The 13,613-nt window shown below is 56.8% G+C and carries 15 protein-coding genes; 9 read left to right on the top strand and 6 right to left on the bottom strand.

What is annotated here, in order from left to right:
- Both gltA and IEY11_RS13585 read left to right on the top strand, forming a co-directional pair.
- Positions 1-1,278 (top strand): NADPH-dependent glutamate synthase (gene gltA / locus IEY11_RS13590; protein ID WP_188886825.1); only part of this gene is annotated, 1,278 nt, incomplete at its 5' end.
- Positions 1,279-1,475: 197 nt separating this feature from the next.
- The gene (locus IEY11_RS13585) at positions 1,476-1,799 is read left to right on the top strand and encodes a transporter permease (protein ID WP_118730395.1); all 324 of its coding nucleotides are present in this window, start codon (positions 1,476-1,478) and stop codon (positions 1,797-1,799) included.
- On the opposite strand, the gene IEY11_RS13580 is transcribed toward IEY11_RS13585, so the two are convergent.
- Positions 1,740-2,618 carry a beta-ketoacyl-[acyl-carrier-protein] synthase family protein gene (locus tag IEY11_RS13580; protein ID WP_118730396.1) on the bottom strand — a complete coding sequence of 293 codons (879 nt, stop codon included), beginning with the start codon at positions 2,616-2,618 and terminating at the stop codon, positions 1,740-1,742. The genes IEY11_RS13585 and IEY11_RS13580 overlap by 60 nt on opposite strands.
- Positions 2,615-3,064 (bottom strand): stage V sporulation protein AC, encoded by a 450-nt coding sequence (gene spoVAC, locus IEY11_RS13575; protein ID WP_110435941.1) that lies wholly within the window; start codon positions 3,062-3,064, stop codon positions 2,615-2,617. The genes IEY11_RS13580 and spoVAC overlap by 4 nt, the downstream gene beginning before the upstream one ends.
- A 144-nt stretch (positions 3,065-3,208) precedes the next feature.
- Between spoVAC and IEY11_RS13570 the strand changes: the two genes are divergently transcribed.
- The 6 genes from IEY11_RS13570 (at position 3,209) to IEY11_RS13545 (ending at position 8,642) form a co-directional block, all read left to right on the top strand.
- Positions 3,209-3,793 (top strand): ECF transporter S component, encoded by a 585-nt coding sequence (locus tag IEY11_RS13570; RefSeq protein ID WP_194461876.1) that lies wholly within the window; start codon positions 3,209-3,211, stop codon positions 3,791-3,793.
- A gap of 356 nt (positions 3,794-4,149) precedes the next feature.
- Positions 4,150-5,088, top strand: coding sequence for a zinc dependent phospholipase C family protein (locus IEY11_RS13565; protein WP_188886823.1), 939 nt, complete (start codon positions 4,150-4,152; stop codon positions 5,086-5,088).
- 190 nt (positions 5,089-5,278) lie between these two features.
- Entirely contained in the window at positions 5,279-5,563 is a 285-nt protein-coding gene (locus tag IEY11_RS14960; protein WP_116705656.1) for a DUF1294 domain-containing protein, read from the top strand.
- The gene (locus IEY11_RS13555) at positions 5,560-6,726 is read left to right on the top strand and encodes a cation diffusion facilitator family transporter (RefSeq protein WP_188886821.1); all 1,167 of its coding nucleotides are present in this window, start codon (positions 5,560-5,562) and stop codon (positions 6,724-6,726) included. Before IEY11_RS14960 ends, IEY11_RS13555 begins: the two co-directional genes overlap by 4 nt.
- Positions 6,727-6,919: 193 nt before the next feature.
- Positions 6,920-7,861 carry an ABC transporter permease gene (locus IEY11_RS13550; RefSeq protein WP_118481349.1) on the top strand — a complete coding sequence of 314 codons (942 nt, stop codon included), beginning with the start codon at positions 6,920-6,922 and terminating at the stop codon, positions 7,859-7,861.
- A 1-nt stretch (position 7,862) separates the two neighbouring features.
- On the top strand, positions 7,863-8,642 hold the full coding sequence (locus IEY11_RS13545) for an ABC transporter ATP-binding protein (RefSeq protein ID WP_110435947.1): 780 nt from the start codon (positions 7,863-7,865) through the stop codon (positions 8,640-8,642).
- Positions 8,643-8,688: 46 nt separating this feature from the next.
- Here the strand turns inward: IEY11_RS13545 and IEY11_RS13540 are convergent, their stop codons facing one another.
- The 3 genes from IEY11_RS13540 to IEY11_RS13530 are packed head-to-tail and all read right to left on the bottom strand — an operon-like array spanning position 8,689 to position 11,126.
- Positions 8,689-9,258, bottom strand: coding sequence for a peptidoglycan-binding domain-containing protein (locus IEY11_RS13540; protein WP_118730401.1), 570 nt, complete (start codon positions 9,256-9,258; stop codon positions 8,689-8,691).
- Positions 9,259-10,683 (bottom strand): peptidoglycan-binding protein, encoded by a 1,425-nt coding sequence (locus IEY11_RS13535; RefSeq protein ID WP_118730402.1) that lies wholly within the window; start codon positions 10,681-10,683, stop codon positions 9,259-9,261.
- Positions 10,684-10,697: 14 nt separating this feature from the next.
- Complete coding sequence (locus IEY11_RS13530) at positions 10,698-11,126, bottom strand: carboxypeptidase regulatory-like domain-containing protein (protein ID WP_118730403.1); 429 nt, start codon at positions 11,124-11,126, stop codon at positions 10,698-10,700.
- Between the two features lie 89 nt (positions 11,127-11,215).
- Here IEY11_RS13530 and IEY11_RS13525 point away from each other — a divergent pair, with 89 nt between their 5' ends.
- Positions 11,216-11,674, top strand: a complete 459-nt coding sequence (locus IEY11_RS13525; protein WP_117489127.1) for a heme-degrading domain-containing protein — start codon at positions 11,216-11,218, stop codon at positions 11,672-11,674.
- A 59-nt stretch (positions 11,675-11,733) separates the two neighbouring features.
- On the opposite strand, the gene asnB is transcribed toward IEY11_RS13525, so the two are convergent.
- Complete coding sequence (gene asnB, locus IEY11_RS13520; RefSeq protein ID WP_188886820.1) at positions 11,734-13,563, bottom strand: asparagine synthase (glutamine-hydrolyzing); 1,830 nt, start codon at positions 13,561-13,563, stop codon at positions 11,734-11,736.
- Positions 13,564-13,613 lie beyond the last annotated feature (50 nt).

Raw genomic sequence — 13,613 nt, 5'->3', positions numbered from 1 at the left:
CAGCGCTGCCTGAACTGCAAGAACAAGCCCTGCATGACCGGCTGTCCGGTACAGGTCAAGATTCCGGAGTTCATCTCTCTGGTTGCAGAGGGTAAGTTCCTCGAGGCGGCTGCGAAGATCAAGGAAACCTCCGCTCTGCCCGCTGTCTGCGGCCGTGTATGCCCGCAGGAGAGCCAGTGCGAGTGTCACTGTGTCCGTGGCATCAAGGGCGAGCCGGTAGCCATCGGCCGTCTGGAGCGCTTCGTTGCGGACTATGCGCGCGAAAACAGCACCGAGAAGGCTGTCAAGCCGGAATCCAACGGTCACAAGGTTGCCATCGTTGGTGCAGGTCCGGCCGGTCTGACCTGCGCAGGCGATCTGGCTCGCATGGGTTATGAGGTTACCGTTTTCGAGGCGCTGCACACCGCAGGCGGCGTTCTGATGTACGGCATTCCGGAGTTCCGTCTGCCCAAGGCTATCGTGCAGAAGGAGATCGACACGCTGAAGGATCTCGGTGTTGCGTTCGTGCTGAACTTTGTTGTAGGCCGTTCTGAGACCATCGACGAGCTGTTCGGTGACGGTTTTGAAGCAATTTTCGTTGGCTCCGGTGCCGGTCTGCCGACCTTTATCGGCGTTCCGGGCGAGAACGCAAACGGCGTTTACTCCGCAAACGAGTACCTGACCCGCATCAATCTGATGAAGGCATACAAGGAAAACGCGGACACCCCGATCTACCACGCCAAGAAGGTCGCTGTTGTCGGCGGCGGCAACGTAGCAATGGACGCTGCCCGCTGTGCAAAGCGCATGGGCGCAGACGAGGTTTACATTGTTTACCGCCGTTCCGAGAAGGAGCTTCCGGCTCGTCTCGAGGAGATTCACCACGCGAAGGAAGAGGGCGTTGTATTCAAGTTCCTGACCGCGCCGCTCGAAGTGCTGTCTGACGAGAACTTCAACGTCACCGGCCTCAAGTGCCAGCAGATGGAGCTGGGTGAGCCTGACGCATCCGGCCGCCGCCGTCCGATTCCGGTTGAGGGCAGTGAGTTTGTACTCGACCTCGATTGTGTCATCGCGGCGATCGGCACCAGCCCGAACCCGCTGATCCGTCACACCACGCCGGGTCTGGAAACCAACCGCAAGGGCTGCATCGTGGCTGATGACGAGCACGGCATCACCTCCAAGGACGGCGTATTCGCCGGCGGTGACGCTGTTACCGGTGCGGCTACCGTTATCCTCGCAATGGGCGCCGGCAAGCGCGCTGCGGCTGCGATGGACGAGTACATCAAGAATAAGAACAAGTAATTTTTGCTTGATATGAGGAAAGAAAAACCAGGTTGTGCATTAAGCCGCAACCTGGTTTTTGCAGTGCGTTCGATATAGCAGCGACAAGTAAGCCGGGTGCCAGCCAAAAACTGACGGAAAACTCCAAAACCGACGAACAGAAATCATATAGCAGGCCGTATAGGGACGGACGAGAGTGCTGCTCAATACAAAGTCCAGTGCTGCTCGAACTGCTCGCGATTGCGGCACTCATCATGACAAATTTCCTCTCTAATGTGGTGACGATGGTGCTGTTCTTCAATATCGGTCTGGCGCTGCTCTCCGGTTCCAACATGCATCTGGGAGCGTTCGCCGCTGTCATCGGTGTCGCAGCATCTATGGCATCTCTGACGCCGTCCGCGTGCACACCGGCACCGCTCATCTTCGGACCGGGGCATGTGACGGTCCGCGGTGTGCTCAAGGCGAACCTCGTGTTCCTTGTGCTATCCCTTGCGGCCTGTCTTGTTGTGGTCTATCCGCTCGCCTCTGCGGTGTTTGGATAAGAAAAGCATGTGCGCAGATAAAATCCCCCTTGATGCCGGCCCGGTATCAGGGGGATTGTCTGTTTTTGTTCGTTCGGACGGGAATACCAGTGAATGGTTCTGATAACAGCAGGTTTTGTGCAAAACACAGCGCTCAGCGCGCCGAAAAATGTATGGGTCTAAATTCACATCTTCGGGCGCCATCGCCGCACCCATGTTGGCCGCGTCCTTGACGCCCATTTCGACCATTTTGCCGAACAGAACATGCGTCACGCGCACATCGCACGGCTCCGCGCCGTTCGGCACCGGCGCACTGCCGAGAATAGCCGCGCCTGCCGCAGTAGTCGTCCATTGTGCGGTTGGTGTGCGCTGCCCGCCGTAGGCCAGCGGAAAACGGTACTGCCGCTCCGCCGAGCAGAAATGCGAGGATGCTGCCGCAAGCAGGCGGTCTGCCGCGCCGCTCTCGACCAGACAGCCGCCGAGCGCAAGACCCTGTGCCATCGTCGAGCATGCACCGTACTGTCCGAGATAGGGCACATTCGCGTGCATGGACGCTAAAAACGAGCCGATGCACTGGTTGAGCAGGTCGCCTGCAAGGATCAGGTCGAGCGAACGCTCGGGCAGGGTGGCCTTGCGCAGCGCAAGCCGGATGGCGGTCTTTTGCAGTTCGCTCTCCGCCAGCTCCCACGAGCGCTGTCCCATCCGGTCATTCTTCGCCACATAGTCAAACCGCTCACCGAGCGGGCCTTCGCCCTCTTTTTTGCCGACTGCCGCCGCGTGTCCGAGCAGATACGGCCGGTTTTCGAGCGCAAGTGTGCGCTTCCCGATGCGCTTTATCATACCGAACCGCCTCCCGTCAAAAACAGAATGAGACCGTAAATGACGCTTGCCGAAATGCCGTATACCAGCACCGGTCCCGCGATAACAAACAGCTTTGCGCCCAGACCGAGGATTAGCCCTTCGCTTTTGAACTCCATCGCCGGAGAAACAATGGCGTTTGCAAAGCCGGTGATCGGCACAATCGTGCCTGCTCCCGCATATTTTGCAAGCTTTTCGTACAAATGCAGGCAGGTGAGCAGGGCACCGAGAAACACCATCGTGATGGCGGTCGCGGCGGCTGTGTCCTCGGTATCCAGTCCGCGGGAGAGCCACAGCTGCCGCACCCCCTCGCCGACCGTGCAGATCGCACCGCCAATCAGAAACGCCAGCAGGCAGTCGCGCCACAGCGGCGAATTCGGACTTTTGCGTTCGAGCAGCTGTTGATAGGTTTGTTTATCCAGTTTCATGCAAGGTTCCCCTTTCTGTACGCGTAGTTTGCCCAGCCATTCCGGGATTATCCATCTGACCCTGTAAAATAAATGCGAACTGACCATTTTCGACAGACCATATTCGCGGTATGATAAATAAAACATATCAGATCAGGGGGATTTATGATGGAATCCAAGAAAAAAGCGTTTTCGCTGTACGACATCGTGATGATCGGTCTGATGGCGGCAGTGGTATTCGTTGTTACCATGTTCCTGTCCATTCGCATTCCGACGCCGACAGGCACCACCATGATCAAGCTCGCAAACGCGTTCGTGCTGCTGTGCGGCCTGCTGCTCGGACCGGTTCGCGGCGGTCTTGCAGCCGGTATCGGCTCGATGATCTTCGACCTGATGACGCCGGAGTACGCACCGGAGGCGTGGATCACCTTCCTGCGTTTCTTTCTGATGGCATGGCTGTGCGGCGTGATCGCTTACGCCGGTGCCGCTGCCGCAAAGAAGTTTGCGCGCAACCTCGTGGCGTGCCTTGCAGGTGCGGTGTTCTCGTCGCTGCTGTACATGCTCAAGGGTATTATTGAGCTGATGATCGGCGGCAGTGCGCTGGTTCCGGCTTTTGTGGCCAATATTCCGAAGCTGATGACCTCGCCTCCGAATATCGTTATCGCGGTAGTTGTTGCAATGGCGCTTCTGCCGGCGCTGCAGAAGGCGATGAATTCGACCTCGTTCGGCCGCCATATAGCAGAAAAGTAAGCAAATCCGTTGAGAAACGCGCCTGTCGGTTATCGGCAGGCGCGTTTTCCATGCTTTGCAGAAAGTCGGATTTCGTGGTATACTGTAGGCAACACCGCACAATTAAAGCGGCGGCTCCTTGCGCAGGCTCCGGTCGCGCTGCCGCGGTGCTTTGCGGAAATTTCGTGTTCTGACTTTGATTTCGGTTCCTTGCGCGAGTTCCGTCCGCGCTGCCGAAGTTTCACGGTAATACATCAAGTATTACCGCAAAACTGTGCCTCGTCAGTACGCAAAATTTACTCGCAAATCACTCTTGTTCAATTATGCGGTATTGCCTGTAATCATCTAAAGAAAAGCACAGCGAGGAGGAAAACAGTATGGCGGATTTTGTATCGCATCATCTATTCGGCAGGCAGGCACTGACGGTGTTTCCCGCACCGGCGCAGCGGGCAGCGGCATGCCGTCCGGCGTGCTTTTTCTGGGGCTGTCAGGGACCGGACCCGCTGTTTTACCGGAAAATCCTGTTCGGCAGTCCGCTGCACAAGCTGGGCAACCGCATGCACTCGGAGAAAACGGACGAGCTGTTTGCGGCGCTCTCGCGTGCGGTGCGCGACCTGAGCGGTGACGCGCAGGAGATCGCAGCGGCGTATTTCTACGGCTTCGTGTGCCATTATGCGCTCGACAGCGAGATTCATCCCTATGTTTACTGCCAACAGGTGCGGTTCTGTGCTGAAAATCCGAAGCTGTCCGCATCGGCGGTGCACAGCCGCATAGAAAGTGACATTGACTATCTGATCTACGAACGCGCATGCCATCGCCCCATCACTGAGTTCGATCCGGAGGAACGCTATCAGCTGTCACCGATCGAGCAGGCGGTGCTGTCGGTTGTGCTGCACGCGGTGCTCAAAACCGTGTACGGAGCCGATGTTTCCACGCATGAGCTGCGCCGTTCGTTCGCGGAAATGACTTCATGGGAGAGTTTTCTCTATTCGGAGAGCCGCGCCGTCTATCGCGGAGCGAAAAAGGCGGAAGCCCTGCTTGGTCGGGGCGCCCTGCTCACCGGTCACATGAAGCTCGAGCGTCCGGTGTGGGATGCGCTCAATCTGGCTCATCAGCCGTGGCATAACCTGTGGAAACCGGACGAAACCCGCACGGATTCCGTTCCGGAGCTGTTCGGTCTGGCGCGTATTCGTGCCGCCTCGCTCGCCGGACAGTATGCCGCGCAGTTTGACGCAGGCTGGCTGATGCACTATCACTTTGATGAGCCGTTCGATAGCGGCAACCCGAAAAAATTGATAATGGAAAATGAGATGTGAGTGCATTTTCATTTGTCATTGCGATTGCAACAGAAAAGACGGTAAAAGACAAAAGGCGCCTGAAAAGGCGCCTTTTGTGTTAGACACCGCTACTTTTCCGTTAGTCACGGCTATTTTTGACCTGATTTCTTTGCAATACGGCAATGCCTGTGGTAAAATTGTAGGAAATCCGAAAGGAGGTGCAGCAACCGTGCAGTACGTGCTGTACTATTTTATTGCAGTCAGCGTCATCGGCGCGATTGTCTGTATTTACGATAAGCTCGCCGCGGCTCGCGGCTGGAGGCGTGTGCCCGAGCGCACGCTGTTTTTCTGGGCGCTGATCGGCGGCGGGCCGGGCGTGTACGCCACCATGCTCATCATCCGTCACAAGACGCTGCACCATATTTTCATGCTCGGCATACCGGCAATTATGATTCTGCAGGGAGCAATTATTGTTGGTATTTATAACATTCTGTATATGAAGGGACTTCTATGACAAACGCACTTATCCATATTTTCATCCGCGATGCGGAAAACACCGGCGATTCGCGGGTGCGTGAAAAATTCGGCGTGTTGTCCGGTGCGGTCGGACTGGCATGCAACCTGTTCCTGTTTGCGCTCAAGCTGATCATTGGTCTGCTTACAGGGTCGATTTCCATCGCGGCGGACGCATTCAACAACCTGTCGGACGGTCTGTCCTGCTTGATTTCCATTGTCGGCTTCAAGGTTTCCGGCAAGGAGCCGGATGCGAAGCATCCGTTCGGCTACGGACGCACCGAGTACATCGCGGGACTGATCGTCTCGTTCATCATCATTCTGGTCGGCTTCGAGTTCTTCAAAACCTCGCTCGACCGCATTCTGCATCCGGCTGCCGTAGCGTTCTCGGCGGTGCTGATGGGGATTCTTGCCGTATCCATGCTGGTTAAGCTGTGGATGGGCGCGTTCAACGTCAATATCGGCCGCAGAATCGACTCTCCGGTGCTGATGGCGGCCGGTCAGGACAGCCGTAATGATGTTATTACCACGGCTGTTGTCGTACTCGGCATGGTAGCCGGCCGGTTTACCACGCTGCCGGTGGACGGCTATGTGGGCGTTGCCGTTGCCGCGTTTATCCTCTGGTCGGGCATCGGCATTGCGAAGGATACGGTTGCGCCGCTGCTCGGCGAAGCCGCCGATCCGGAGGTTGCTCGCAATATTCGGCGGATTGTAATGGAGTCCGACCATATTGTCGGCGTACACGATATGATTATCCACAATTACGGTGCGGGCCGCTCAATTGCGTCGCTGCATGCCGAAGTGCCGAGCGACTCGGACTTTGTGGCTGTGCACGAGGAAATCGACGAGGCCGAAAAGCGTGTCTGGCAGCAGACCGGTGTGTATCTGGTCATCCACATGGATCCGATCGATATCAATAATGCGTATGTCAACGCGCTGCGTGAGCAGACCGACGGCGTGCTCCGTCAGATCGACGGACAGCTTACCATGCACGACTTCCGCATAGTGGACGGCAAACGCCAGATCAACCTGATTTTCGACGTTGTTGTGCCGTTTTCCTATGATGAGGATGCCAAACGCTCCCTGCTGATGAAGATCTATGACGGTCTGAAAGCGATCGACTCGCGCTATAATCCGGTTGTAACGCTCGATCATCAGATGTGATAAGAAAATAATAAGCAGAAAAAGAGGTGCTTTCGCATCTCCTTTTTCTGCTAAAAATAGCATAGAAAAACGGTAGGGAACAAAATAATCCGCGGAAACGGCAAGTTATCATTGCAATACCCCGGAAATTTGCTATAATGGAGATAGCGTTTTTACGCTTTATCAGATAACATTATTGTTTGGGGGAATTTAAGTGAGCTTTTTCTCGGGCCTGCTTTCCGCACTTCCCGGTGCAGTGGCGCAGGGTTTGATCTGGGGACTGATGGCGATCGGCGTATTCATCACCTTTAAGGTGCTCGATCTGGCCGACCTGACCGTCGATGGTACGATGGCGACCGGCGGTGCGGTGTGCATCGTTATGATGACGCACGGCGCGAATGTATGGGTGGCAATGCTGTGCGCTTTCCTTGCCGGCATGCTGGCCGGACTTATCACCGGTATTCTGCATACCTGTATGGGTATTCCGGCGATTCTGGCCGGTATTTTGACACAGCTGGCGCTGTTCTCCATTAACCTGCGCATTATGGACAAAAAAGCAAATGTAGCGATCAATCCGGACAACTACAAGCTGCTTGTATCGCTGCGCAACGTCAAGAAGCTGACTATCGAAAATCCGATTTTCGTTGCGGCTGTTTTTACGATTGTGGTTATCGCACTGCTGTACTGGTTCTTCGGTACGGCGCTCGGCTGCTCCATTCGTGCGACCGGCGCAAACCCGAACATGAGCCGTGCACAGGGCATCAATGTTGATTTTGTCAAGGTGCTCGGCCTGATGCTGTCCAACGGTCTGGTTGCGCTGGCAAGTGCGCTGTACTGCCAGTATCAGGGCTTCGCGGATGTCAACGCCGGCCGTGGCGCTATCGTTATCGGCCTTGCCGCTGTCATCATCGGTGAGGTGCTGTTCAGCCGTATTTTCCGCAACTTTGCGCTGCGTCTGCTCGGCGTATCGCTCGGTGCGGTTGTGTACTATCTGGTTATTCAGGTGGTCCTCAATCTCGGCCTGAACACCAACGACCTGAAGCTGATCTCGGCTTTCGTCGTTGCAATCTTCCTTGCTGTTCCGTACTGGAAGGGCAAGTATTTCCGCGGTGCAGCCAAGAGTGCCGCAAAGACTGATGCGAAGGAGGCCAAGTAACATGCTGCAGCTCAAAGGGATTTACAAGACCTTCAACGCGGGCACGGTAAACGAAAAGCGTGCCATTGACAACCTGAACCTGACCCTTGAGGACGGCGATTTTGTCACCATCATCGGCGGCAACGGCGCCGGCAAGTCCACCACGCTGAACCTGATCGCAGGCGTGTATCCGGTGGATGCGGGCATGATTCATCTGAACGGCTACGACCTGACCAATCTGCCCGAGCATAAGCGCGCGCGTTTCCTCGGCCGCGTATTTCAGGACCCGATGATGGGTACTGCCGCTACCATGGGTATCGAGGAGAATCTGGCGCTGGCATACCGCCGCGGTCAGAAGCGCGGCCTCGGCTCCGGTATCACGAACGAGGAACGCGAGCTGTATCGCGAAAAGCTGGCAACGCTCGGTCTGGGACTGGAGAACCGCATGACCAGTAAGGTCGGTCTGCTGTCCGGCGGTCAGCGTCAGGCACTGACCCTGCTGATGGCCACCCTGCGCAAGCCGGATCTGCTGCTGCTCGACGAGCATACCGCAGCGCTCGATCCGAAAACCGCAGATAAGGTGCTGCAGATCACCGAAGAGATCGTTGCACGCGACAATCTCACCACATTGATGGTAACGCATAACATGAAGAACGCCATCCAGTACGGCAACCGTCTGATTATGATGGATGCCGGTCGCGTTGTCGTTGATATCCGCGGTGAGGAGAAGAAGAACCTTACCGTCCGCGACCTGCTCGAGAAGTTCAACATCGAGAGCGACCGTATGCTGCTCAGCGAATAAGGCGAATAGAAAGACCCCGAAACATGGTTTCGGGGTCTTTTTATGTTCATTTTTCATTTTCCAATCTCAATTCTCCATTGATTTGCCAACCGAGCGGCGTTCGCTGGAACAAAGCATTGTGCAGCCCTGTCAGTGCCTGCCATGTGGCTCGATCGGTAATGCCGGTCTCGGGCAGCTGAAAAATTTTCTGTGCATGTCTGACAGCGGACTGTGTATCCGCATCGTACTCGCCGGTGAGCGGCACGGCGGCAATCCGGTTATAATGCGGCGCACTTTCGCACAGCATGAGCTGGAGCACATACACCGTGGGACTTTTCGCGCCCGGTTTCAGCACGGCATTGCTCTCAGGCGGGAAGAATGCCGTCTGCATGGGAAGTGCATCGGCGGCGATAAGCGCGGCATATGTAGCGTAGATGGCGTTCCATGTGCGCTGGTCGGCGGTGCCCGTCACCGGAAGGCAGTTCTGCTGCTGATAATCGCGCACGGCAGCGGCAGTCTTTGCATCCCAGATGCCGTCCGGCACGAGCGGTGCAGCGCTACCCTCAGACTGCTGGATGCGTCGCAGAAAGGTCTGCAAATCGAAAATATGGCTGCGTTTTTGTGCATCGGTGTACAATCACGTTGCCTCCTCTCCAACGGGATAGCCGGGATACTGTCCTCTGGCACTCTGGCTGCCGGCCAGCACGGTTTCGGCAAGATCGGCCATGCCCTCCCATGTCAGCGGACCGATAGCGCCCGTGGTGGGCAGACCGAGCAGCGACTGGATGACTGACACCGAGGACTCGGTCGCGTCTCCGAAAATGCCGTCTACCGTGACAGCGGGCACCTCGGCATAGCCGCGCGCGATGATGTTGATGAGCTGCTGCGCCTTCCGCACGGCTTCGCCGCGCATCCCCTTGACAAGAAAGGTCTCCGGCAGGCCGATAAATTCCTCGAGCCACTCCTGCTCAGGCTGGGCGAGCAGCACGGACTGGTAGGTGGAAAGCAGGGCATACCACGTCTCTCGATCCACCACACCGGTGATAGGCAGGCCGACAAGCCGCTGATACGCAGCCACGGCTTCGCGGGTCTGCGGACCGAAAATACCGTCGATCTGTTCCGCCTGCCAACGCGGCAGCGCATCGTAAAATTCGCCGACAATGGCAAGAAAATACTGCAAAAGCTGTACGCCCGGGCCGCTCATGCCCTCGGTCAGCCGCTCGGGGTACTGGCGGGAAATCTCACTGAGGGTCAGTCCCTCGCTGTTGAGCTCGCTCAGGCGCTTGACATTATTATAAATGAACGCGATGCGGTACCATGTTGCCGGGCCGACAAGGCCGTCCTCGGTGAGGTTGAATTGCCGCTGGAACGCCCGCACGGCGCGTTCGGTATCTGCGTTGAACACGCCGTCTGTGGGATAGATTTTCGGAATGTTCGGGAAATTGGTCGAAATGCGGTTAAGGCGCGTTTGAATCGTGCGGACATCCTCGGAAAAATCGCCAAGCCGCAGCGTTACACCGGGAAATGACCCGCCGAGATTGGGCGAGAGCGGTGCACCGGTGACGAAATTGATGTCGCTGCCGTAAAACGACTGCAAGATCTGCTCGGCGGAAAGTCCCTGTTCGGCAAGCGGCACGGTGCCCCACTGGCTCAGGCCGCCCGGACAGGTGACGGTTGTGCCGTTGCAGTACTGCGCGAACAGCGGCTCGACCGAGTCGCCGCGGGTGAGGTAAGTGCCGATCATATCATCTACAATGGTGGAAATATTCTCGAAAATATCCCGTCCGGGCACAAAGGACTGGTCATACCGCGTGGAATTGGTGATGTCAAAATCGTAGCCTTGCGCGCGGTACCATTCGGTGAATACACGGTTGAGCACATAGGACATTTGTGCGTACACGTTGGCGCGGATGGCCTGCTCGGGCCAGGTCGGATAAATCTCGGACGAGGCCACATTCTTGATGTAGTCCGCAAACGGCACGGTGACATTCTGCGCATTCGAGGACGGCGCACCGAGGTGCACCGTGATGGTTTCCGGTATGGAAACATAGGGTTCGGGCAAAGCAATCCCTCCTTTTACGGATTCTCCGGCAGAGCCGGATCGAGGGCCTGCGGCGCATCGGTGGCAGTCAGGTCGGTCTGCGCGAAGCTCTGGTTTTCCTTGAGCGGTGTAAGTGCCACGGGCAGCATGGTCGGCACGCCGGAGAACATGGCGATGTGCAGCGCGGTCAGCGGTGTGTAGCCCTCGGCGGAGATTTCGACCGTGTAGACCGCAAACGGCGGACCGCTGCCCGGACTCAGCGAGTTGCTACGCGGCGGCGTTGTCAGTATCATGGACGGCGTCATGCCGCCGGAGTCGGTCGTGACCGAGTAAAGCAGCGTGCGCATGCCGGTATCATCCGGCGCGGTGGAGACGGAAACGATGGCGTTTTCAAGCGGCAGTGCGCCTAACGCGGTCGTGACGAGTACACGCAGTTCGGCGGTGCCGTCGGTCAGTTCAGCCATGAAAAAACCTCCTTGTCAGCAGGTGAAAAAACAGATATACTAAAGGTAACAGCCGCAAAGGCGGCAAAATCTCGAAAGGCGGGGACAGTATGCAGGATTACAAAACAATGATCTCCATGTGTGCAGAGCAGGAGGAGAAGTTTCAGTTTGAGCATTTTTCGCGCGAGGATGCGCTGAAAATCGGCCTCAAGCTGCATGAAAACGCAAAGGAGCAGCCGGTTGCGGTTGAGATTACGGTGAACGGTCTGGTCGTGTTCCGTTACTTCGCAGAAGGCGCAAAGCCGGACAGCGAGCTGTGGCTCGCGCGCAAGCGCAACGCGGTTGACCTGATGGAAACGTCCTCGCTGCGGTTTTTCGCAGAGCTGGAGGACGCGGGTGAGACCTTCGCGGACCGCAAGCTCGACCCGAACGAGTACGCCGCAGGCGGCGGTTTCCCGATCCGGCTGCGCGGCACCGGCGTGATCGGTTCCATCTGCGTTTCCGGTTATCCGGATCATGTGGATGATCATCAGCTTATCATTAACACACTGGCGGAGTATTTCGCATAATTGAGCATTTTAAATGGAGAATGGAAGATGAACGTATCGTTTTTCATTCTCCATTATTTTTATACTATTTTGACATGATAATGCCGAAACCACCGGTCAAGCTGGATGATATACGCGAAAATCTGCGGGGTGCGCATCAGCTGTCCGAACCACGGTTCGGTGAGGCTTTCCGGCCGCTGCATGAGTTTTTGTACGGCATTCCGGTCGAACAGGGAAGCGGTGACCGAGGTGTTATCCTCGAAAATACGGCGGACATAGTCCGCGCACAAGCGGGTATAAACCGGATGAAAGGTTTTCGGATACGGACTTTTCTTGCGGTAAACGATCTCTTTGGGCAGTTCATCGGCGAATGCGCGGCGCACGATGCCCTTCTCACGTCCCTCGAGCGATTTGAAGCCCCACGGCATATTATAGGCATATTCGACAATGCGGTGGTCGCAGAAGGGCACGCGAACCTCAAGACCGGAGTACATGCTCATGCGGTCCTTGCGGTCGAGCAGGGTCGCCATGAACCAGTCAAGATTGAGCACGAACATTTCACGCATCCGGGCTGCTTTTTTGTCATCGGACGGCAGTCTGGGTGCGCGGGCGCAGGTGTCGCGGTAGTGCTGGCGCACAAATTCCTCGCCGTTTCTAACGGCATCCGGTGTGAGCAGACCCAGCCGCAGACCGACCGACCGTGACCACGGAAACGTATCTTCAAACAGAATTTCCTCACGGTGGTACCACGGATAGCCGCCAAATAACTCGTCGGCGCACTCGCCGGACAGGCAAACGGTGGTTCCGCCGCGCTTAACGGCCGCACAGAACAGCAGCAGGGAGGAGTCCACATCCGCCATGCCGGGCAGCGCACGCGCATCCGTCGCGGGGAGCAGAGCCGCGCACAGTGCCTCCGGTTCGAGCACAACGCGATGATGGTGCGTACCGAGAAAATCCACCATTTGATCAATATACGAATCGTCACTATTAGGTTGAAATATACTCTTTGTAAAATATTTATCGTTGTCCCGATAATCCACCGACCAGGTATGCAGCGTTTCGCCGCGGGCCGCGTAATCTTTCGCCGCCAGCATGGACAGGATGGACGAATCCAGTCCGCCGGACAGGAAACACGCCAGCGGCACATCGCTGACCAGCTGGCGCCGGGCGGCATCGCAGATGAGCGTGTGCGTGCGCTCGATGGTAGTCGGCAGGTCGTCCTCATGCTCGTGCGCCTCGAGCTGCCAGTAAACGTGATCGGTGAAGTTTTCCGGAGTCAAAACGGCAAAATGTCCGGGGAGCAGCGACTTGATCTGCCGGAAAACGCCGGATTCCGGCGGGCGCGCAGGCCCGAGCAGCAGCAGCATGCGCAGACCATCCTCGTCGAGCGCAGGCTCGATCTCCGGATGGCACAGCACGGTGTCAATGGTCGAACCGAAGGTCAGACCGTTGCGAATGGGAGCGAAAAACAGCGGTTTCACGCCCAGTCGGTCGCGGCAGAGCGTCAGTCGGCGTTCGCGTTTCTCCCAGATGGCAAAGGCGAAAATGCCGTTCAGCCGCGCAAATGCGTCGGTTTTCCACTCGAGATAGGCGTGCAGCAGCACTTCGGTGTCCGAATGTCCGACAAACTCGTGCCCGCGTGACATAAGTTCTGTACGCAATTCCGGCGTGTTATATAACTCTCCGTTATATATAAGGATAGTATTCCTGTCGGGAGAGTACATCGGCTGCTTGCCGCCCTCCGGATCAATGACGATCAGCCGCCGATGGATAAGCGCTGTGTCCTCGTCAAAATACGTGCCTTCGGCATCCGGCCCGCGCGGCGTAAGCGTTCGCTTCATTCCGTGAAGGATCGGTCCGCCGCGGCGTGCGTCGCGTTCATAATCGACAAAACCGCCGATACCACACATAGGCGATTCCTCCTCTGATTGATGGTTTCCTTCTGTTATATGTATTAAAT

The organism is Butyricicoccus faecihominis (genome assembly GCF_014648015.1).
Classification (GTDB): Bacteria; Bacillota; Clostridia; order Oscillospirales; family Butyricicoccaceae; genus Agathobaculum; species Agathobaculum butyriciproducens.
The sequence above is the reverse complement of the archived record's forward strand: the minus strand, read 5'-3'. Positions and strand labels throughout refer to the sequence as shown.

What these genes read in the sequence shown, in the direction of transcription:
- asnB (WP_188886820.1), bottom strand. Translation starts at nt 13,563, where the DNA reads ATGTGTGGTATCGGCGGTTTTGTCGATTATGAACGCGACGCACGCCGC.
- IEY11_RS13545 (WP_110435947.1), top strand. Translation starts at nt 7,863, where the DNA reads ATGCTGCAGCTCAAAGGGATTTACAAGACCTTCAACGCGGGCACGGTA.
- IEY11_RS13580 (WP_118730396.1), bottom strand. Translation starts at nt 2,618, where the DNA reads ATGATAAAGCGCATCGGGAAGCGCACACTTGCGCTCGAAAACCGGCCG.
- IEY11_RS13570 (WP_194461876.1), top strand. Translation starts at nt 3,209, where the DNA reads ATGATGGAATCCAAGAAAAAAGCGTTTTCGCTGTACGACATCGTGATG.
- IEY11_RS13555 (WP_188886821.1), top strand. Translation starts at nt 5,560, where the DNA reads ATGACAAACGCACTTATCCATATTTTCATCCGCGATGCGGAAAACACC.
- IEY11_RS13530 (WP_118730403.1), bottom strand. Translation starts at nt 11,126, where the DNA reads ATGGCTGAACTGACCGACGGCACCGCCGAACTGCGTGTACTCGTCACG.
- IEY11_RS13565 (WP_188886823.1), top strand. Translation starts at nt 4,150, where the DNA reads ATGGCGGATTTTGTATCGCATCATCTATTCGGCAGGCAGGCACTGACG.
- IEY11_RS13525 (WP_117489127.1), top strand. Translation starts at nt 11,216, where the DNA reads ATGCAGGATTACAAAACAATGATCTCCATGTGTGCAGAGCAGGAGGAG.
- spoVAC (WP_110435941.1), bottom strand. Translation starts at nt 3,064, where the DNA reads ATGAAACTGGATAAACAAACCTATCAACAGCTGCTCGAACGCAAAAGT.